This window comes from Asticcacaulis sp. AC460 (genome assembly GCF_000495795.1).
GTDB lineage: Bacteria > Pseudomonadota > Alphaproteobacteria > Caulobacterales > Caulobacteraceae > Asticcacaulis.
In genome coordinates this window covers 1-19,436 of the sequence record NZ_AWGD01000041.1, presented here as the reverse complement: position 1 = coordinate 19,436, position 19,436 = coordinate 1, and the positions used below count along the sequence as shown (strand labels likewise).

At 62.4% G+C, this 19,436-nt stretch carries 13 protein-coding genes; 4 read left to right on the top strand and 9 right to left on the bottom strand.

Features of this window, described 5'->3' with window-relative positions; genetic code table 11:
- Nucleotides 1-41 precede the first annotated feature (41 nt).
- From ABAC460_RS45935 to miaA, 4 genes are all read right to left on the bottom strand, one after another.
- Complete coding sequence (locus ABAC460_RS45935; protein ID WP_023455639.1) at nucleotides 42-1,970, bottom strand: alpha/beta hydrolase family protein; 1,929 nt, start codon at nucleotides 1,968-1,970, stop codon at nucleotides 42-44.
- A 92-nt stretch (nucleotides 1,971-2,062) separates the two neighbouring features.
- Entirely contained in the window at nucleotides 2,063-4,054 is a 1,992-nt protein-coding gene (locus ABAC460_RS45930) for an alpha/beta hydrolase family protein (protein WP_023455638.1), read from the bottom strand.
- An 8-nt stretch (nucleotides 4,055-4,062) separates the two neighbouring features.
- Complete coding sequence (locus ABAC460_RS45925; protein WP_031237475.1) at nucleotides 4,063-6,048, bottom strand: alpha/beta hydrolase family protein; 1,986 nt, start codon at nucleotides 6,046-6,048, stop codon at nucleotides 4,063-4,065.
- Between the two features lie 40 nt (nucleotides 6,049-6,088).
- Complete coding sequence (gene miaA, locus ABAC460_RS45920) at nucleotides 6,089-6,967, bottom strand: tRNA (adenosine(37)-N6)-dimethylallyltransferase MiaA (protein ID WP_023455636.1); 879 nt, start codon at nucleotides 6,965-6,967, stop codon at nucleotides 6,089-6,091.
- 70 nt (nucleotides 6,968-7,037) lie between these two features.
- On the opposite strand from miaA, the gene ABAC460_RS45915 reads away from it, so the two are divergent.
- Nucleotides 7,038-8,150 (top strand): Mrp/NBP35 family ATP-binding protein, encoded by a 1,113-nt coding sequence (locus ABAC460_RS45915; protein ID WP_023455635.1) that lies wholly within the window; start codon nucleotides 7,038-7,040, stop codon nucleotides 8,148-8,150.
- Here ABAC460_RS45915 and ABAC460_RS45910 read toward each other — a convergent pair.
- Nucleotides 8,128-12,423, bottom strand: a complete 4,296-nt coding sequence (locus tag ABAC460_RS45910; RefSeq protein WP_023455634.1) for a translocation/assembly module TamB domain-containing protein — start codon at nucleotides 12,421-12,423, stop codon at nucleotides 8,128-8,130. The genes ABAC460_RS45915 and ABAC460_RS45910 overlap by 23 nt on opposite strands.
- Nucleotides 12,424-12,425: 2 nt before the next feature.
- Nucleotides 12,426-14,489 (bottom strand): autotransporter assembly complex protein TamA, encoded by a 2,064-nt coding sequence (locus ABAC460_RS45905; protein ID WP_023455633.1) that lies wholly within the window; start codon nucleotides 14,487-14,489, stop codon nucleotides 12,426-12,428.
- 608 nt (nucleotides 14,490-15,097) lie between these two features.
- On the opposite strand from ABAC460_RS45905, the gene ABAC460_RS45900 reads away from it, so the two are divergent.
- From ABAC460_RS45900 to ABAC460_RS45890, 3 genes are read left to right on the top strand one after another with little or no spacing between them, the layout of a single operon-like run.
- Nucleotides 15,098-15,394 (top strand): type II toxin-antitoxin system RelB/DinJ family antitoxin, encoded by a 297-nt coding sequence (locus ABAC460_RS45900; protein ID WP_023455632.1) that lies wholly within the window; start codon nucleotides 15,098-15,100, stop codon nucleotides 15,392-15,394.
- Complete coding sequence (locus ABAC460_RS45895) at nucleotides 15,381-15,677, top strand: type II toxin-antitoxin system RelE/ParE family toxin (RefSeq protein WP_023455631.1); 297 nt, start codon at nucleotides 15,381-15,383, stop codon at nucleotides 15,675-15,677. The genes ABAC460_RS45900 and ABAC460_RS45895 overlap by 14 nt, the downstream gene beginning before the upstream one ends.
- A 47-nt stretch (nucleotides 15,678-15,724) precedes the next feature.
- Nucleotides 15,725-16,243: a hypothetical protein gene (locus ABAC460_RS45890; RefSeq protein WP_023455630.1), complete on the top strand. Its 519-nt coding sequence runs from the start codon at nucleotides 15,725-15,727 to the stop codon at nucleotides 16,241-16,243.
- Nucleotides 16,244-16,332: 89 nt separating this feature from the next.
- Here the strand turns inward: ABAC460_RS45890 and ABAC460_RS45885 are convergent, their stop codons facing one another.
- The 3 genes from ABAC460_RS45885 to ABAC460_RS45880 all read right to left on the bottom strand — a co-directional run bounded on the left by ABAC460_RS45885 (nucleotide 16,333) and on the right by ABAC460_RS45880 (nucleotide 19,332).
- Complete coding sequence (locus ABAC460_RS45885; RefSeq protein WP_023455629.1) at nucleotides 16,333-17,130, bottom strand: hypothetical protein; 798 nt, start codon at nucleotides 17,128-17,130, stop codon at nucleotides 16,333-16,335.
- A 26-nt stretch (nucleotides 17,131-17,156) separates the two neighbouring features.
- On the bottom strand, nucleotides 17,157-17,867 hold the full coding sequence (locus ABAC460_RS0125270; protein ID WP_031237473.1) for a hypothetical protein: 711 nt from the start codon (nucleotides 17,865-17,867) through the stop codon (nucleotides 17,157-17,159).
- A 238-nt stretch (nucleotides 17,868-18,105) separates the two neighbouring features.
- Nucleotides 18,106-19,332, bottom strand: a complete 1,227-nt coding sequence (locus ABAC460_RS45880) for a pyridoxal phosphate-dependent aminotransferase (protein WP_023455627.1) — start codon at nucleotides 19,330-19,332, stop codon at nucleotides 18,106-18,108.
- Nucleotides 19,333-19,436 lie beyond the last annotated feature (104 nt).

The window sequence follows — 19,436 nt, the reverse complement described above, 5'->3', positions numbered from 1 at the left end:
CTCTACGACTTAACCGCATGCTCGCCCCCCTGTTCTGCGGATCAGACCGGCACGTACTGTTTCAGGAACGGTACGATCGTATTGATCATCTCGGTGCGGCCGGCTTCGGTGGATTGCCAGTGGTCTTCATTCTGCAGTTTGACGAAGGTGACATCCTTGCCGGCGCGCTTCAGGGCGCCGTTCATCCGGTTACTCTCCTCGATGGAGACGACCGTATCGTCGTCGCCATGGATGATCAGGATCGGGATGTCGGCCTTGTCGGCGTTCTTGAGGGGGGAAATTTCGTCGAGATTTCCGTCGCCGAGCATACGCTTGGCCCAGCGATAGCGGGGATTTTCCGTCAGGTTGGTATTGAGGTAGAAGAACTTCGGATCGCTCACCCCGGCGATGTCGACGGCGCAGGCGTACACACCATGGTCGACCGTGGCCCCCATCAACGCGGCATATCCGCCATAGGAAGCGCCGGCAATCGCAACCTTTTTGGCGTCCACGATCCCAAGCTTCACCAGGTGCCGCACGCCATCGGAAAGGTCGGTCTGCATCTTTCGGCCATATTCCCCAAAGCCTGACGCCATATAGTTCCAGCCATAGCCCGACGAACCGCGGTAATTGACCTGCAAGACGGCATAGCCTTGCGACGCGTAGGCCTGGGCTTCCCAATCGAAGGCCAGGGTGTCGCGGGCCTGGGGACCGCCGTGGACGAGGACCACCAGGGGCAGGTCTTTCGGTTCACGGAACGGAGGATAGGTGACGAAGGCGGGAATGGTCTTGCCGTCGGCAGCTTTGAACGAAATGGCCTTCTTGTCGCTGATCCATTCGGCGCCGACGTCAGGGTAGTTCTGAAGGATCGGAACAACATCGCCGGTGGTGAAATCGGTATAGAAGTAACTTCCGGCATTGCCCCGGCCTTCGGTGTAGAGGATCATCTTGCGCGGATCCTCGGCAAAGCTGACGGATTTGACCCGTTCGCCGGGTTCGATCATGTCGGCCAACGCGCCCGTGACCCCCGCCAGGACCTGATCGTCGTAGTGGCGTTCGGGCCAGTCACCCGTTACTCCATAGCCGCAAAGGCGTCGCGTCAGAGGATGGAACAGGGGATATCTGTTGCCGTCTCCGCCGAACAGGGCGGGGCCGATTGTGCCCGAAGCGTCGATCTCGTGATAGGTGCCGCCTTCGCCTTCCTCGTTAAGGTAGATAACCAGATGGTCTTCGTCGCGCCCGATCCCGACGAGGGATGGGGTTTCCGTGATGACGGCGCGGCGCACGACTTCCTTCCAGCGCTTGTCCACGAACATTTCGAGCAGCCAGTCGCCGCGGCTGTTATTGGTAACGTCGAAGCTTTCCCGGCCTAGCAGACGCCCGGTGGGACTGACGACCCAATCGGTCGTGCCTTCGCGGCCACCGTCCAGGAAATCACCCGACGGACTGGTAAGATCGAATTCGAACAGGGTAACCGAGTCGGTCGTCGGACTGATATTGGAAGCGCTGAGAGAATATTTGCCATCACGTCTGAAGACCTGGAACCCGCCCAGGACGATATCGTGATAACCAGCCGTATCGAACAGTGTAATGGCCTTGCCGGTTTCGATGTTGAAGACGTGGGCCTGGAAATATTCGCTTAGGCGCCACGCAATCTTGACGGGCGTGGTGACCGAGGTTTCAAAGACGATATGCTGCGGTCCGGCCCAGAACATGTCGCGCAGCTTGTAGGCGCCCATGGGAAATTTTTGGGCGGAGCCTGAAGCCAGGTCGATGATTACCAGAATGCGCTCGGCGCCTTCCTGGGTGACATAGGCGATACGCTTCGCGTCGGGGGAAAGCGAAATTTCCTCGACGCGCGGCGTTTTGGCAAATTGCGCCGGTGTCGGCCTGGGGCTGGCCTGCGCCCAGGCGACAGGGGCCGCTACGGACGTGAGGGCCAGGGCAGTAACACCTGCGAGCAGGCGGCGGCGATCGATCGAACTCTTCACGGAAATCCCCCGAGCATACTGAATAATTGCCCGCGACGGTAACGTCTCGTCGCGGCGGTTTCAAGTGCAATCAAAACACATAGCAAGCATGATCAGGCCGGATTGTGCTTTTCGAGAAACGCCAGCGCCGATGCCATCATGCCGATGCGATGCGACCCCACGGTTTCCCAATGGTCCTGGCCCTTGTAGGTAATGAACTCGACCGGTTTGTCCGCCTCCTTGAGCGCTCTTTCCATCCGCTTACTCTGGTCGATCGGCACCACCGTGTCGTCGGTGCCGTGAATCAACAGGATGGGACAATAGGCCTTGGCCGCCTGGCGCGCGGGCGAGATGTCATCATAGCCACCGCGATCGCCTGTGAACTGTTGCCAGTGGCGCACTCTGCGGTTGAGGGTGCCGCCACTGCTGCGGAATTGGTAGTCGAGCATGCTGTTAAGCTCGGATACGCCGGCGATCGACACGGCGCAGCGATAGGCGCCGGCATCCAACGTCGCCCCGGCTAAGGCGGCATAACCGCCATAGGAAGCGCCCATGATGGCAACGCGCCTTGGGTCGATCGTGCCCTGGGAGGCCAGCCAGCGTACCCCGTCCGACAGGTCGGTCTGCATCCTGCGGCCCCACTCACCATGTCCGCGGACCACGAAGGCCTCGCCGTAGCCGCTGGAACCGCGGAAATTGGGCTGCAGGACGGCATAGCCGCGCGAGGCCAGGGCCTGGGCCTGCCAGTCAAAGCCGATATTGTCGCGCGCCTGTGGCCCTCCGTGAGGAAGAACCACCAGGGGCAGGTTCTTCGCCACCCGGAACGGCGGCAGGGTGAGGTAGCCGTGAATCTCCAGACCGTCACTGGCTCTGTAGCTTACGGGGGTCTTCTGGCTGATCCAGGCTTCGGGGATCAGCGGGTAGTTATGGGCCAGAAGCTCGACCTGGCCGGTCGAGAAGTCGGCATAGTAGTAGCTGCCGGCGTCCTTCGGGCTTTCGCCATACAGGATCAGCTTGCGCGGATCCTCGGCAAAGCCCTTGATGGCGACGCGGTAATCCGGCCCCAGCGCGGTCGCGGCTGCTGCAACAATCTTCGTCAGCAGCGGATCGAAATAGTCGTAGGTGAGCCAATCGTCATGGTGCGAAAATCCGGCCAGGCGGCCCGTCGCCGGATGGAACAGCGGCGTACGGCTGCGGCCGCCGCCGTCATTGTCCAGCGCGGGGCCCAAGGTGCCGTCGGGCGACAGTTCACGGTATTCGCCATCGTGCTCGCCGGCATTAAAGGCCACGATGACGGACTGGCCGTCGCGACCTTGCCCGACAAGGACCGGCGTATTCAACGGTTCTCGTACGCTGAATATCTCTTTGAAGTCCGGGGATTTTCCGCGTCCGGCCAGGTTGTGGTGCAGGCTCCACAGCTTGCGCTGATCGTCGTATTTGGAAAAGGCGACCAGATACCCGTCGGGCGCCACCACCCAGCCTTCGGCATCCGGACCGGCCTCATGGATCAGGCGGCTGCGCGGCTTGGCCATGTCGAAGCTGAACAGGCACAGGTTATAGCTACCCAGGATGCGATAGTTCGACGCCGTGACGCGGTATTCGCCGTCGACCTTGATCCGGTTCAGGTCGCCGGCGATGATGTTGTAGAATTCCTTCTGGTTGGCGAATAGTCGGACCGCATCGGTCGTTTCAAGATCGATGGCGTGGGCGACCGAAAACTCGTCGTTTCCGCCGGCAAAATTCGCCAGGTCGATGGTCACGGAACTGACCACCACCACATGGTCATTGTCGCCGAACATCAGGCCGCGGACCTTGGCCGGGCCCAGATTGATGGCACGAAGCGCTGCGTCGCTCACCCGGAAATGCAGCAGGGTCTTCTCTTCCCCCATCTGCGAGACGATGGCGCAGCGCGTGCCGTCGGGCGAGATGGCGACTTCGTCGACGGCCGGAGGCGCTGCAAAGGCTTCCACCGGCGGCATGGGTGTCGAAGGCGCGGCGGCTTCGTCGGCGCGCGCGCTCATGGCCGTCAGGTTGACGGCTGCCGCGGCCCCACCGATGCGGAACAGGGCGCGGCGATTCAGGCTGGAAGGTCTGGTCGTGCGCATGTTGAACCTCAGCCTGCCGGATTATGTTTCTCAAGGAAGGCGAGGGCGGACTTCATCATGCCGATACGGTGCGAGCCGACGGTTTCCCAGTGGTCCTGGCCCTTGTAGGTGACGAACTCAACCGGTTTGCCGGCCTCTTTAAGAGCCTTTTCCATGCGTTTGCTCTGATCGATCGCAACCACTGTGTCGTCCGTACCGTGGATCAGAAGTATCGGGCAGTAGGCCCTGGCGGCCTGGCGCGCGGGTGACACGTCTTCATAGGTCTTGGGGTTACCGGTAAACTGTTTCCAATACCGCACCGACCGCGAGTCGCGGCTGTGCTGGTCGATCTCGAAGCTGAGCATCGACTTGAGGTCCGATACCCCGGCGATCGACACGGCGCAGCGATAGACGCCGGCATCCAGCGTCGCACCCGCCAGGGCGGCGTAGCCACCGTAGGAAGCACCCATGATCGCCACCCGCTTGGGGTCGACCGTGCCCTGTTTCGCCAACCAGCGCACCCCGTCCGATAGATCGGTCTGCATCTTGCGGCCCCACTCGCCGTGACCCTTGGTGATGAAATCATCGCCATAGCCGCTGGAACCGCGGAAGTTGGGCTGCAGCACGGCATAGCCGCGTGACGCCAGACATTGGACCTGCCAGTCGAAGCCGATTGTGTCGCGCGACTGCGGCCCGCCATGCGGCAGAACAATCAGGGGCAGGTTCTTCGCAGCCTTGAAAGGGGGCAGGGTCAGGTAGCCCTCGATCTTGAGCCCGTCGGCAGCCGTGTAGGAGATCGGCGTCTTCTGGGTGATCCATTCCTGTTCGAGATCGGGATAATTCTGCGCCAGGATCTGAATCTCGCCGGTGGAGAAGTCGATGTAGAAATAGGTGCCGGCGTCGAAGGCACTTTCGCCGTACAGGATCATCTTGCGGGGATCTTCGGCGAAATCGATCATGGAAATCCGGTAGTCGTCACCCATGGAGGGGGCCAATCCTTCGGCCAGCTTCTTCAGCAGCGGGTCGAAATAGTCATAGGTGAACCAGTCGTCGTGGTGCGAAAAGCCGACCAGGCGTTTTGTCGTCGGATGGAACAGGGCACGCGTCGCCTTGTCCTCGCCGCCGGTTTCCAGGGGCGGGCTGAGCACGCCGTCGCCGCTGACCTCGTGATACCGGCCTTCGTCCTCGCCGGAATTGATGAACAGCAGGACGGACTTGCCGTCGCGGCCCAGCCCGACCAGGTCCGGCGTGTTCAGTGGCTCCTTGATGGAGTAGATTTGTTTGAACCGGTTGGCCTTTCCCGGTTCCGCCAGGTTGAAATAGAGTTCCCAGGTCTTGCGGTCGCCACTATAGTCCGCATAGGCCAGCGGCCGTCCGTCCGGCGTCAGCACCCAACCTTCTGTATCGTTGGTGCCCTCGTGGAGCAATTTGCCGCGCGCCGCCGTTAAGCCGAAACTGAACAGGCACAGGCTGTAGGGTATGGCCATGCGATAGTTGGAGGCGGTGACACGGTATTCTCCGTCGACCTTGACGCGTTCAATATTGCCCAGGACGATGCCGTAGAAATTGTCTTCGCGCGAGAAGAAGGTGATCATTTCGGCGGTATCGAGCGTGACCGACCGCGCCATGGAAAATTCGTGCTTGTTGCCGGCAAACTGCGGCAAGGCGGCGGTCACCGAATTGATCAGGACGACGTGGCTGTTGTCGCCGAAAAACAGGCCGCGAATCTTGGCCGGCGCCATATTGATCCGCTTCATCGGCGCGTCATGCTCGGCGAGTTTGAAGTGGAGCAGGAGCTTGTCATCGCCCGACTGGCTTACGATGGCGCAACGTGAAGCGTCGGGGGACAGGGTGATCTCGTCGACGAAGGGCGGCGTGGCAAAGGCCTCGACCGGCGGCATGGGTGTGGTCGGTTTTGCCGGCGCCTCGGCGCGCGCGCTCAGGGCGGCCAGGTTGATCGCGGCGGCGGCGCCTCCGAGACGGAACAAGGCGCGGCGATGTAAATGCGATGTCATGAAAGCCCCCCAAATCGCATACCAAACTACCGCCGAACCGTCAGGGGCGCAAGCCTGCCTCCGGGAACTGGTTGCGGAACCAGGTGGTCTGGCGCTTGGCGTAATTGCGGGTCATCTGCCGGGCCTGGGACAGCGCCGCGTCGAGCGTCATCTCGCCCTTCAGGTAGGCGGAAAATTCCCGCAGACCCAGCACCCGCATGATCGGCCACTCATCACGCAGACCCTGGCCCATCAGGTCGCGGACCTCGTCCAGGGCGCCCTGGTCCAGCATGATCTGCAGCCGCGCATCACACCGCGCGTAGAGGTCTTCGCGGTCGGGATATAATACTTCCAGTTTATAGGAATTTTTCGGAATGGCCGGTTTTGTCTTGTCTTGCCAATGGGTTAGTGGTGTGCCCGTGTGCAGGAAGACTTCGTAGGCTCGGGCCAGGCGCTGGCGATCGTTCGGGAAAATGCGACGTTCGGCCTTCGGGTCATGCTGGCGCAGCAGGTCGCGGAAGGCGGTTTCGCCGAGCACGTCGTAGGTGTCGCGGGCGGTGGTGCGGGCCAGTTCGCCGATCTCAGGGATCTCGGCCAGGCCGAAGACCAGGCTGTTGAAATAGAGCCCCGTACCACCCACCACGCACACCGGCGGACCGTCGTTCAGGGCGGCATCGAGGTAGGGCTGGGTGGCGCGCAGCCACTCGCCGGCTGACCATAAAACCTGCGGTCCGAGGTGACCGTAAAGGAAGTGTTCCGCCTGGGTCATATCGTCTTGCGTCGGCCGCGCCGTCAGGATCGGGACGTCGCCATAAAGCTGCATCGAGTCGGCATTGAGGATGATCCCGCCGGTTTCCTGCGCCCAGGCAAGCGCCTTGGCCGACTTGCCCGAGGCGGTCGGTCCGGCCAGCAGATAGATGGGCGGGTCTCTTTCTGACATTTTCTACTTTAAAGCGGAGGCCTGAGCGCCTATGTCAACGCCCTATTAGCCAACGAAACGAGTCCCGTCCATGTTAGACCGCGACCAGGTCCTGACCGCCCTCAATGCCATCATCGATCCCGGCACCGGACAGGGGCTGAGCGATGCCGGCCTGGTGCGGGCGTTGATCGTCTCGCCCGAGCGGGTCGGCTTCATGCTGGAAGTGCCGCAGGACAAGGTGACGTCTTATGGACCGGTGCGGCTGGCGGCGGAAAAGCTGCTGGCGGGTCTGGAGGGCGTGCGCAAGGCGCAGGTGGTGTTGACGGCCGAGATGGCGCCGGCGCCGCCAAAGCCCGCCCAGGCAAGGCTTTCGCCGCAGGCGGTGGACCAGGTCAAGAAGGCGGCCCCCGTAGCCCATGACCGGCCGGACCATGTCAAACAGGTGATCGTGGTCGGGTCGGGCAAGGGCGGGGTCGGCAAGTCGACCGTGTCCCTGGGGATTGCACTTGGTCTGCATCAACTGGGTTTGCGGGTCGGGTTTCTGGATGCCGACATCTATGGGCCGTCGGCACCGACGCTTTTGGGCGTCCGCCGGCCGCCGGAATTCGGTCCCGACAAGCTGATGGTGCCGCCGGAAGCCTTTGGTTTAAAAGTGAATTCCGTCGGATTCTTGGTCGATGCCGACCAGGCCATGATCTGGCGTGGACCCATGGCGTCGCAAGCCTTGACGCAACTGTTGACCCAGACGCGGTGGGGTACGGAAAGCCAGCCTCTGGACGTGCTGGTAGTCGACCTGCCGCCGGGGACGGGGGATGTGCAATTGACCCTGACCCAGAAGACCCTGATCGATGGCGCGGTGATCGTCTCGACGCCTCAGGAAATGGCGCTGTCGGACGCCCGCCGGGCGGTGACATTGTTCGGCAAGACCAGCATTCCCGTGCTGGGAGTCGTTGAAAACATGGCGTTTTTCAAGACGCCCGACGGCACGGAGGTCGAGATCTTCGGCCGCGGCGGGGCGGCGCGTCTGGCCGATGGCGTCAAGGTGCCATTCCTGGGCGAGGTGCCGCTGGACCCTGCGTTACGGGCGGGTTGCGACGACGGCCGGCCGTTGACGGCGCTGGAGCCGGACGGCGACATGGCCGCCCGGTTCAAGGTTATGGCGCAGAAGGTGTTGGATTCGCTTAGTAATCCTTCGAATACCTGACGCTGACGGCAGTGCCCTGGTTGCCGACCTGGGACAGGACCGACAGGGCGCGCGACAGGGCGACTTCGAGTTGGGTGGCGGTGAAGCCCTTGGTGTCGGTGACGATCTCAACATAAACGTTACTTGTCAGGTACTTACCGGCAGCGAGCGAGGTGCCGCGGCCGGTTTCCGTGTCGGCCCCGACCAGGCGCAGGCGGTCGATGCCGGTGGCTGAACGCAGGGCGCCCAGCGGGTTCAGGAAGTCGGTTCCGCCGCGTAAGCCATTGACAGCACTGGCCAATTGCAGGGCTTCGGTGGCCGACAGGTTGGTGACGCTTTCGCCGAACAGCATCCGCGACAGGACCTCGTCCTGGGGCAGGGCCGGGGTCGAGGAGAACGCCAGGGACGGACGCTGGGCCGAACCGGAAACCTTAATGATTCCCTTGACTTCCTGCATGTCGCCTGATGCCTGGATCGAGATTTCCGGGTCGGCCAGAGGCCCGCCGTCGAATATGATATTACCGTTGTCGATGACGAAAGCCTTGCCGGCAAAGGTATAGTTGCCCCGGACCACCTCCATCCGGCCGACGACGCGCGGATCGCGGGTCGTGCCGATGACTTTCAGGTCCATTTCCCATTCCGAATCGAGACCCATCCCGGAGACAAAAATCTGGCGGTCGGCGCGGACCCCAATGCTTAAATTCCATAATGCTGGAATTGTCGTATCGATGGCTTGGGGCTGGTCCTCGACGCCCTTCTTGTGGACTCCGTCCAGGACGTTGACCTGGGCGGCGCCCTGGCGGACCACTTCGTACTTGAGTTGCGGCAGAATCAGATCACCACGGACCCATGCCCCGTCGGATTGCGAATTGGTGATGTCGAGCGTGCCGGAGACCGTCGAGTCGACCGTGTCGCTGCGTGCCAGCCGGGCATTGGCGAGGTCGACATGGATGGACATGGGGAAGCGCTGTTCGGCGGCGAGGCTGAGCCAGCCAGATCCGGAGACGGTGCCGGCGCCGGCGCGGCCGGTCAGTTTGGTCAGTTCGAGGCGGTCATTGGTGAAGCGGCCGTCGACGGCCAGGGAGGTGATGCGGGTGCCGAAGGTTTCGTTGTCGTAGGTCAGCGACGTGCCCTTGATCACCCCGTTCAGGCGCGGTTGGCGCAGGCGACCGGACATGTCGGCGGCGACGGCAACGGCGCCGGTCAGGTTCTGACGCGGCAGGCCGGCCAGGGAGAAGGGCACGGCGGCCGGGCCGTTGTAGCGCACGCCGCCCGACAGGCCGGAGTCCATCAGGGCTTCGACCCAGCGGGCATCGCCGGACGGCGTCAGGTCGGCATTGACGCGGCCGACGACATTGCCGGCCTGACGGACCACGGCGCGGACATAGTTGGAGGCGGCGGAACGGTTGGGGTTGAGTTGGGCGTCGACCGTCATGTCGACCGGGGTCGAGACCACGGCGGCGGAGGTGCGCGAGAAGTCGTCGATCTTCAGCGCCAGGCGGGCGGTCGGGAAGCCGCCGCCGACCTGGGCGAATTCGACCGAGCCTTCGGCGCGGCCGGCGACGCCCAGGTCGTTGCTGAACAGGTTGACGACGGACAGGTCGATATTGTGCAGGCGGGCCTGCATCTGGAGCTTTTCGCCGAAGCGGCCGGCCAGGTCCATGCGGCCCTGCTCCATGACGAGTTTCGTGGGTTGCAACACCCAGTCGTTTCCGGCTTTCGTGATACGTGCCGGCTTTTCGAGGGTGAAGGGCAGCCCGTTGGCGGTGCCCTTGGCGGCGACGGTGTAGAGGTTGGGGGCGATCGTGCCGTTGACCGCGACATTGAACGGCACGGCGGCCGAGCCGGTGGCGACCGCCTGGACGGTGCCCGCTTCGCCCTTCAGGTTGATCTTGGCGCGGCCGGTGGCGAGGCTGAAGTCCTGCCAGGTGGCGTTGGCCATCTGGACGTCGCCGGTCAGTTCGAGCTGGTCGCGCAGGACCAGGTTGGCGGCGATGATGGCGCGGCCGACCTTTATGTTCATGTCGCCGGGGATAACCACGCCCGAACCGGTGGCATTGACGATCGCCGCCTGGTCGCCGGCATTGTTGCTGAGGATGGCGGTGCCGTTGAGGCCCGATCCGGCCAGCGCCAGGTTGCCGGCAAATGGGCCGCCGTCGGTCTGGGTCAGGCGACCGGAGGTGTTGATGCCGGCGAAGCTGGCGGTCTTGATGTCGATGATCAGCGGACCGTTGCCGATCAGGATGACCGTGTCGGCCGAGAAGGGACCGTAGGCGCTGTTGCCTTCGCCGATGATGGCGTAGCCGCCTTCCGCGCTGGTGATGTTGGCGACGACATCGCGCATCTCGACGCCCAGGCCGGGGCTGGCGGCGCGCAGGACGGCCTGGGGCCGGTCGAAGGTGCCGCTGGCGGTCAGGTCGAGCGGGCCGTAGGTTTGTGAGCTGCCGAGGGCCTTCAGGGTGATGGCGCCCTTGGTGTTGAAATTGCCATCGGCCGAGGCGAGGGTGAAGAGCGGCGCCTTGCCGCTGACCTTGCTGAACGAGAAGACGCCGTTGGGCGACCAGGCGTAGTTGCCGGTCAGGCGGGCATTGCCGCCCATGATGTCGCGGACGGCGTCCTGGGACCATTGGGTGGTGACGATATTGGCCGAGCCATTCATAGAGAAGCCTGGCATGGAGAAGCCGGGCTTGTCGCGATAGGTCATCTTCGCCGAGGTCGAGACGTTCATCGTGCCGATTTCGGCGATGGTGTAGTTGTTGACGGTGGCCTTGACGTCGGCGTTGTAGACGCCGTCGCGGGTATTGCCGCGCAGGGAGCCGGTGGCCTTGGCGCGGTCGGAGACCAGGCGGATATTGTCGCTGGTCAACTGGCCGTTTTCGATGCGGATATCGCCGTCGAGTTTCAGCTGGGTCAACAGCGGGTCGACTCGCGGGTCAATGCCGGAAATGGCGGTCGCGCGGGCATTGACCGGGATGATGACCACGCCGTCGCTGCCGCGCGAGGTGCCCTGGGCGGTGAAATCAACCAGACGCAGCGTGTCCAGATTGAAGCGCGTCGCCTTGACGTCGTAGTCGAAGCGCGGCTGACGGAACTCGCCGTCGATGACCAGGTCGGCATAGAGGTCACTGGCGGCAAAGCCGTAGCCGAGTGCGTCCGGGTCGAGCAGGCGCAGATGGGCCTCGACCTTGTCGAAGCGGTTGCCGGCCAGGTTGACCAGACCCTTGGCGGTCAGGCTTAGGGCGTTCGAGGTCAGTTTCAGGTCGGTGTCGAAGCGGCGATCCTTGCCCTTGGCCGTCAGGTCGACCTGGACCGCGGGCTTAAATAGCGCGGCGGATTCGCCGGTCAGGAAGACACCGGGATAGGCCGGGCCCTTGACGAAGAAGGTGCCGTCCTGGGCCGTCAGGTCCAGGTTCATCAGGGACTGTTCACCGAGGCTGGCGGTGGCCTTGCCGCGCCACAGCTTCCATTCGCCCTTGCCGCCGACAAAGGCGGTAACCGGGCCGTCCAGTTTCAGGATATCGTCGACCAGACCACCGGACGGCGCGCGCAGGGTGGCTTCGATGTCGAGCTTGTTGTCGTCGGGGACGGCATCCAGCAGGACATTGATCAGGTCGCCTTCGGTGCTGCGGGCATCGGCGACGATGTGGGCCCGGCGTTTGAGCAGATGGGCCTCGCCGTTGAGGCTGAGCGTGCGGGCTTCGCCGGTGATTTCGGGCGACAGGTTGATGGCGTCGACCTTGACCTTGCCGATGTCGATCTTGATGTCGGGCAGCAGCGGACCCTTGTCTTTTTCGGGATCCTGGGACGGGTTCAGCGCCGGCTGGCGCAGGACATCGATGCGCGGGGTCGAGAATTCGCGGATATCGACGTGTTTGTTCAGCGCGCCGAAGGGGCGCCAGTTGAGGTGGATGATCGGGCTTTGGATGAAGACGCCCTTGGGGTCTTTGACGCGGACATTGTGCAGGGTCATTTCGCCATACAGCGAGCCGTCGATGCGTTCGATCTCGATCTGCAGGCCGGAATTGAGCTTGATGCCGGTGGCATATTCGATCAGCAGCCGCCGGCCGGGCGCGGTGTTCAGCGAGGTCAGCAGGATGGCGATGATCGCCGCGACGATGGCCAGCAGGATGGCGATGTTGAGCGCCACCTTCGACCAGGTGACTTCGCGCCAGTCGAGCGCCTTCCAGCGGCCATGGACCTCGTTGGCGGCGTTACGGCCGAGGCGGTTGGCGTGGCCATGCGCTGCCTTTAGGCGCTGTCGGAGGTTCGGTTTTTCGGGCGGGGTTTCGGCCATATTCAGAAAGCCTGGCCGATGCCGACATAGAGCGCTACCTGGGGTTCGTTATCGCGCTTGCTCAGCGGCATGGCGATGTCGATGCGGATGGGGCCGAAATTGGTGTAGAGGCGGGCGCCGACGCCGACGCCGACCCGCAGGTCGGAGAAGCTGGGGACCTCTTCCGGATAGGCCTGGCCGATGTCGATAAAGGGTACGATGCCGAGATCACCGAGGCGGTAACGAAGTTCGACCGAGGCTTCGAAGAGGCTCAGGCCGCCCGTGGGGTCGCCATTGGCGTCCAGCGGCCCCAGGCCCTGATAGGCGAAGCCGCGCACCGAACCGCCGCCGCCGGCATAGATGCGCCGCGACGGCGCGATCTGGTCCAGGGTGGCGCCCAGTTGCGTGCCGAGCCGGACCCGGCCGGCGACCACCATCTTCTCGTTGATCGCCTTGTAATAACTGCCGTCGACGATGGTCTTGACGTTGGAGGCGCCGCTGCCGCCGAGGGCAAATTCCGGCGTGGTCTGGAGCCCGAGGCGAAAGCCCTTTGTGGGATTGAGCAGGTCGTCGGAGCGGTCGTAGCCGATGCGGATCGGCAGGTCGGCGAGGTAGAAGACTTCGCGGACATTGGTGGTGGCGGCGCCGGTGGTCAGGTCGGTCGAGATTTCCTGGGTGGCCAGGATTTCGGCGCCGTAAGACCAGGTCCACACCTTCTGCCACAGGGGCGTCGAGACGCGCGAGCGGGAGTAGTTGAGACTGGCCGTGTTGGCGTCGTAGGCGTCGTAGACATTGTGCGCCGCGCTGACGCCGAACTGGGTGCTGCGGTCGCGTTTCTTGTCGTTGGAGCGGCGGAAGGTCGCCGACAGGCCCTGTTCCTGGGTGCCGAGCACGCCGGTATAGATGACGGCGCCTTCGGGCGGGAAGCGGTTGCGGTCGGTCCAACTGGCCGAGGCCTGGAAGCCTTCGCCGGTGCTGTAGCCGACCTCGGCCGACAGGGTGCGGCTGGGGCCTTTTTGCTGGTGGACCAGCAGGTCGACATAGGCGGTGCCGTCCTCGGCCTTTTCGCCGGTGGGGACGGGTTCGACCCCGACGCTGGAGAAAAGTCCGGTGGCGACCAGGGCTTCGCGCAGGTCGTCGACCTTGCGGTTATCGTAGAGTTCGCCGCGTTCAAAGCGCGTCAGGACCTCGACATGGTCGGGTTGGAAGACGATATCGCCGTCGCTGCGGAAGCCGCCGAAGCGCGAGCGGTCGCCGGTGTCGACCTTGAGCTTGTAGTCGCCGGTGTGGGTGAGTTCTTCGAGGGCGATGTCGCGGGCGCCGATCTTGGCGAAGGGGTAGCCGTTGCGCTGCATCTCCAGGCTGACATTGGCCTCGGCGGCCAGGACGGTGTCGGCGACGATGCCGTCGTCCTTTTTGAGCGGCAGGGAGCGGCGGATCAGGTCGGGCGGCGTGGTCGGTTCGGCGGAGATGTCGATGGCGTTGAGGCGGTAGAGGTTGCCGGGGGTGACGGTGATGGCGACGCGGGTCTGGTCCGGCTGATCGGTGACGGGGGCCAGGGTGGTCATGACCGAGCCGTCGAAATAGCCTTCGGATTTGAGCAGGCGCAGGATGAGGGCTTCGTCCTCATTGGCGCGGGCGCGGATCATGGCGGTGTTGGCGGCCTTGCCGTCGCCCTGTTCGAGGGCGGAGAGGTCCTTGAAGCGGTCCTTCATGCGGCCCCACAGGCCGTCGACCTGGAGGCTGTAGCGGATATCGGGCAGGTCGCGGTCGGGCTCGGCGGCCGCCTGGAGCGGCTGGACGTCGTAGCCTTCGAGCGCGGGCAGGGGCGCGGCCAGTTCCTGGTCGTCGACGGTGACGGCGGGGAGGGCGTCGGCTTGGGTGGGGGCCGTTTCCGTGACGGTTATGGTGGCGTCCGGTGACGGCAGCGGCGTCGGTTCGGCCGGTGGTGGCGTTTCGGTTGGCGTGTCGGGTGTGGCGTCGAGGGTGGGAAGGGCTTCCTCGAAGGCTTCGTCGGAGACGATGTCATCCGGCGGCGGAGTTTGCTGGGCAGACGCCGCACCGGCCAGCAGGGCGGCCAGGCTCACGGCGCATAGTATAGATCCACCCCTTGCGCCCGTCACGTGCCCACCTTTTTCCTGCCGAGGCCCGGATTACGCTGGGCTTATGGCTGTCCTCAGATACCGATCACACGCACTACCGCGGCGCAAAAAATCCATATGGAAGTATGGCTTGATTCGATAGCGCATTGAGATTGATCGAGAGTGAACGGGAGGTGCGGCGGGATTGTGTTCGGGGTTGTTTCGCGCCGGTTGTGGCGGTGACGGATGACGGTAAGAAAGGTTGGCCCCAGATAAGCACAGATAAGAACAGATGGATGGCGCATGTGGCGGCGCCGGTGTTTCATCGGCTGCCGCGCAAAGCGCATCAAACGTATCGTCTGCCTCCCCTGCCGAAGCGGGTTTGATCGTTTCTTCTTCGCGTCTTCGCGTGAAATATTTGCACCGGTTCGAAAAGCTCTGCAGCGGCGGGCGATGTGGCGCGCTAACACCGTCTATCTGTTCTTATCTGCGCTTATCTGGGGCCAATACTTATTCCGAGGTTTCGCCAGATTGCAGTTTCCGTTGAGGCTCAAAACAGGGTTGCGCGTCTCTCATTTGAGAGACATACTTCCGCGTTGGAAGAGGAGAGGACAATGGCCCAAACGTCGATGCTCCATGTTCGGGTGGACGACGAATTGAAGACGGTTGCTGCTGAAAAACTGGCCAGTGTCGGCCTTACCATCTCAGATGCCGTTCGTATTCTGCTGACCCGTGTCGCAAAGGATGGTGGACTACCTGCTGGCTTGACAACCACGCCGGAAGCTTATGACGCCTGGTTTCGCGCCAAGGTCCATGAGGCGCTTGAGGATGAACGCCCGGGCGTTGACCATCAGCAGGTCATGGATGACGCCCAACGGCTTATCGACAGGAAGCGCCGTGCTGGCGCTTGAATGGCGGCTGGCGGCCCGCGCCGACCTTCTGGCCATTGTTGATTACATTTCCGACGACAATCCCGATGCCGCCCAGAGTCTCAAGGACGATATCGAAGCCAAGCTCGCGAAGCTAAGGGCCCGGCCAAAATTGTTTCGTCCCGGGCGAGTTGCCGGTACGCGGGAAATGGTCGTTCGGCCCAACTATATAGTCATCTACGCATTCGACGCCCATAAGGTTTTTGTCCTCCGGGTGCTTCATGCAGCACAACAGTGGCCTGGCGGACAGGACACGAGTAGTTGAATTGGTGTCACCAAAATCTTTAGTGTTGAATTTTCCAAGCCGGATCAATGACCAAAACGCCTTCAGACATCTGCGAAGACATAGGTTTTAGCTTTATTCTGCGGCGCTATGGCTGGAGCGACCTATACATCGTTCTGGCAGACACCGCAGTCGAGATTGGCATTACTCATGTGTTCAACGATCCGGAGACTGAACTTCTGGAGCTGTGCAACGCGGTTTTGAACAACGTTAGTACTACGATCGCACTGTATGATGAGCCAGGCCGCCACGTCATTTCACTAACGTCACAGCCTCAGCAACATACGATGCTGTTGGAAATTCTGGAAGGTGGTTCTTATGGAACTGGGGATGCGATTACAGGAAATGAGAAAATTCTGGCCTCGGCACGGGTAAAGCGTAAACAACTCCTCGGCTTGGCGATGGCAGAATTGTGGAAGCTCCGCTTCTTTCTGCGCGACCCCTCGTATCAGAAAGCCAGAGCAGGAAATTTCCCTAGCGACAGGCTCGAAGCCCTGAATGCCGAATGGGACGTCCACAAAACCTTGGGGCCATCGTTTCTCAAATGACCCTGACCCTTATCAGCTTACCCCTCAACTTAGTTTCGGATAAGTCTTCCAAGACCTGCCGGTAAGATCTGCCCGTGAAAATACCGTCTCTATTTCTTTATTGAGAACCCATACGGAATGTAGAGAAAAACCTCGGTATTGCTGACTTGTTTCCAGGCTATGCTCTTGTCCAGACCCGTGACATCAAGGCCGTACTCCGCTCCGTAAAAACTCATCGCATGCGTGGCGCCTGCGGCGATACGGCGATAAATTTCGTCGCGATATTGCTCCGGATTGATAATGGTCAGCGCCAGACCGCCCGTCTGCTCGATTTGTGAGCGCCCGGTCGCCGGGACAGATTTCACAAACTTATCGATCGCCTGCTGCGCGTTGCCGATGGACCCATCCAGCTTTGTCTTCACCTTCAGGCGCACGACCATGATAGAGCCACTATCTTCGAACGCCGGTGGCGGTTGGTTGTCGTCGTCGTCGTCGTAAGAGTCGTCGTCCTCATCGTCCTGCGAATCCTCAGTGCCGGCAAGGCCCGGGAACAGGTCCTTCCAGTTGGCTTTGGTCACTTCGACGAGCTCGAACTGCCCGGTAACCAGGGTAAATCCATTGCGTTTGGCGCGGTCAATCGCGTCAAACAGCATGGTTTGGACTTCCTGCCGGCGCATCGCCTCCTCGCGCGAATCCGAGACGATCTCGATGTTGCGTACCGCCGAATCCGCCTGCCGCTTGAGTCCTATGACGGGAGGCGGCGCGACAACAGCCGTGGCAGACCCGGAGAGGCTGCTTCGCCGCACGCCACTGACAACGACGACTTCGCTGTAGCCATCGTCCTGCGCATACAAAGGACCGGCGACCAGGGTCAGACTGCTGATGGCCGCCAGAATAAATGCTTTCATGCCGTGTCTCCCAGTTCTTTGGCCAGTCATTTGGGCACGATGGTATAGCGGTAGGGAATATACAGGAACACTTCCGTGCTGCTGACCTGCGACCAGTCTATCTGGCCGTCGATCCCGGTCACCTGGACCGCATAATCGGCGCCGAACATGGCGGCATAGTGCCGGGCATTATCGGCCACGAGGGCCACTATGGTATCGCAATATTGGTCAGGGTTGACGATGGTCAGCGTCAGATCTCCCTTCTTGTCGATCGAGCCACGCCCGGTCTTTGGGATATCTTTGATAAAGGCGTTGATGGTCTGTTCGGCGGCGCTGGCCGATCCGGACAGCTTTACCTTGACCATCACCGTCGTCTGGCTGGTATCCACGCGCCCCCCATACGACAAGGGCAAGTCCATATAGGTCTTCTTGGTGACCGGCGTCAGCTCGAAATTTCCGGTCACGAGCTCGACGCCGGACGACGCTGAGCGTTCAAGCGCGGCGAGAAGCATGGCGTGAATTTCGCGCTCACGGGTCGCGTAGTCACGCGAGTCCGACGCAAATGAAACTTGGATCAGCGCCGAATCGGCTTGCCGGCGTAGTCCGACCACAGGGCGGTTTTGCTCAGCGTAACGGGCGTTGTTCCGGTTCGAGGTTACAGCGACCTCACCCAGTCCGAGCGTGTTCGCATCCTGTGCAGATGCCGGAACACCAGCGGCACCCAAAATGACAGCCGCCAGAAAAAATACTGGTTTCATCGCCCTTCTCCCCCGTAAATGTCCTACTGACGCCCGGTAGAGGCGAAGTTTGCCTGCCATTTAGGCATTTTGAAGTCCGCGTGGAAGTGTCCGCGCACGTTCAGCCCGGTGTTCGGGGAGCGACCTGAGTAAAGGACCCCTCCGTCTCGACGCGCGTCGGCCCATAAGGGGCCTCGCTTGCTAGCCACCTCCCCATCAAAGATAGGGAGGAGAAGGAAGTGAAAGTCACGCGTCGGGGCTAGGCGGCCTGTTTCGCGCGGTAGTCTTCCAGGAAGCGGGCCAGGCGGCCGATGGCTTCGCGCAGGTCCGAGTCGTGCGGCAGGAACACGATCCGGAAGTGGTCCGGCGACGGCCAGTTGAAGCCCGTCCCCTGGACCAGCATCACCCGCGTGGCTTCCAGAAGCGCCAGGAAGAACTGCCGGTCGTCCTGGATCGGGTAGACCGCCGGATCCAGGCGCGGGAACATGTACAGGGCCGCTTGGGGCTTGACGCAGGTCACGCCTGGGATCGCTGTGATCAGGTCGTAGGCCAGGTCGCGTTGTTGCCGCAGCCGGCCGCCTTCGCGCACCAGGTCGTTGATGCTTTGATAGCCGCCCAGGGCCGTCTGGATCGCCCACTGGCCCGGCACATTGGCGCACAGCTTCATATTGGCCAGCATGTCGAGGCCTTCGATATAGTCGCGCGCCGAGGCCTTGTCGCCCGACACCACCATCCAGCCCGCCCGGTAGCCGCAGGCGCGGTAGCTTTTCGACAGCGAGTTGAAGGTGAGGGTGACGACGTCGGTCGACAGGCTGGCCAGGGCGGTGTGTTTGACGTCGTCGTACAGGACCTTGTCGTAGACTTCGTCGGCCAGCAGGACCAGGCCGTGGTCGCGCGCGATGGTGATAAGTTCGTGCAGGATATGGTCGGGGTAGACCACGCCGGTCGGGTTGTTGGGGTTGATGACCACGATGCCCTTGGTGCGCGGGGTGATCTTGGCGCGGATGTCGTTCAGGTCGGGGACCCAGCCCTGGCTTTCGTCGCAGAGATAGTGGACCGGTTTGCCACCCGACAGGCTGGCCACCGCCGTCCACAGGGGATAGTCCGGCGCCGGCAGCAGCAGTTCGTCGCCGTCGTCCAGCAGGGCGTTCGTCGCCATCGCGATCAGGTCCGAGGCGCCGTTGCCCAGGTAGATGTCGTCCAGGGTGACGCCGCGCACGCCCTGCGACTGGGTATAGTGCATGATGGCCTTGCGCGCCGCGAAGATGCCCTTGGAATCGGAATAGCCTGCCGAATTGGGCAGGTTGCGGATCATGTCCAACTGGACTTCTTCCGGCGCGTCGAAACCGAAGGCTGCCAGGTTGCCGATGTTCAGCTTGATCAGTTTGTGGCCTTCGTCCTCCATCTGACGGGCGCGGGCCATGATGGGGCCGCGGATGTCGTAGAGGACGTTGGCGAGCTTGGTCGATTTGCTGATGGGTTTCATGGACGCGTACCGAAGAAGGGGAAGAGGCACTTCCATGATCGTGGGGTTAAAGTCAATTGGAGACGTTTGAGTGGGGCAAGGAAGATACCCCTCCACCCCTTCGG

What these genes read in the sequence shown, in the direction of transcription:
- ABAC460_RS45930 (WP_023455638.1), bottom strand. Translation starts at nt 4,054, where the DNA reads ATGCGCACGACCAGACCTTCCAGCCTGAATCGCCGCGCCCTGTTCCGC.
- ABAC460_RS45925 (WP_031237475.1), bottom strand. Translation starts at nt 6,048, where the DNA reads ATGACATCGCATTTACATCGCCGCGCCTTGTTCCGTCTCGGAGGCGCC.
- miaA (WP_023455636.1), bottom strand. Translation starts at nt 6,967, where the DNA reads ATGTCAGAAAGAGACCCGCCCATCTATCTGCTGGCCGGACCGACCGCC.
- ABAC460_RS45915 (WP_023455635.1), top strand. Translation starts at nt 7,038, where the DNA reads ATGTTAGACCGCGACCAGGTCCTGACCGCCCTCAATGCCATCATCGAT.
- ABAC460_RS45910 (WP_023455634.1), bottom strand. Translation starts at nt 12,423, where the DNA reads ATGGCCGAAACCCCGCCCGAAAAACCGAACCTCCGACAGCGCCTAAAG.
- ABAC460_RS45900 (WP_023455632.1), top strand. Translation starts at nt 15,098, where the DNA reads ATGGCCCAAACGTCGATGCTCCATGTTCGGGTGGACGACGAATTGAAG.
- ABAC460_RS45890 (WP_023455630.1), top strand. Translation starts at nt 15,725, where the DNA reads ATGACCAAAACGCCTTCAGACATCTGCGAAGACATAGGTTTTAGCTTT.
- ABAC460_RS45885 (WP_023455629.1), bottom strand. Translation starts at nt 17,130, where the DNA reads ATGAAAGCATTTATTCTGGCGGCCATCAGCAGTCTGACCCTGGTCGCC.
- ABAC460_RS0125270 (WP_031237473.1), bottom strand. Translation starts at nt 17,867, where the DNA reads ATGAAACCAGTATTTTTTCTGGCGGCTGTCATTTTGGGTGCCGCTGGT.
- ABAC460_RS45880 (WP_023455627.1), bottom strand. Translation starts at nt 19,332, where the DNA reads ATGAAACCCATCAGCAAATCGACCAAGCTCGCCAACGTCCTCTACGAC.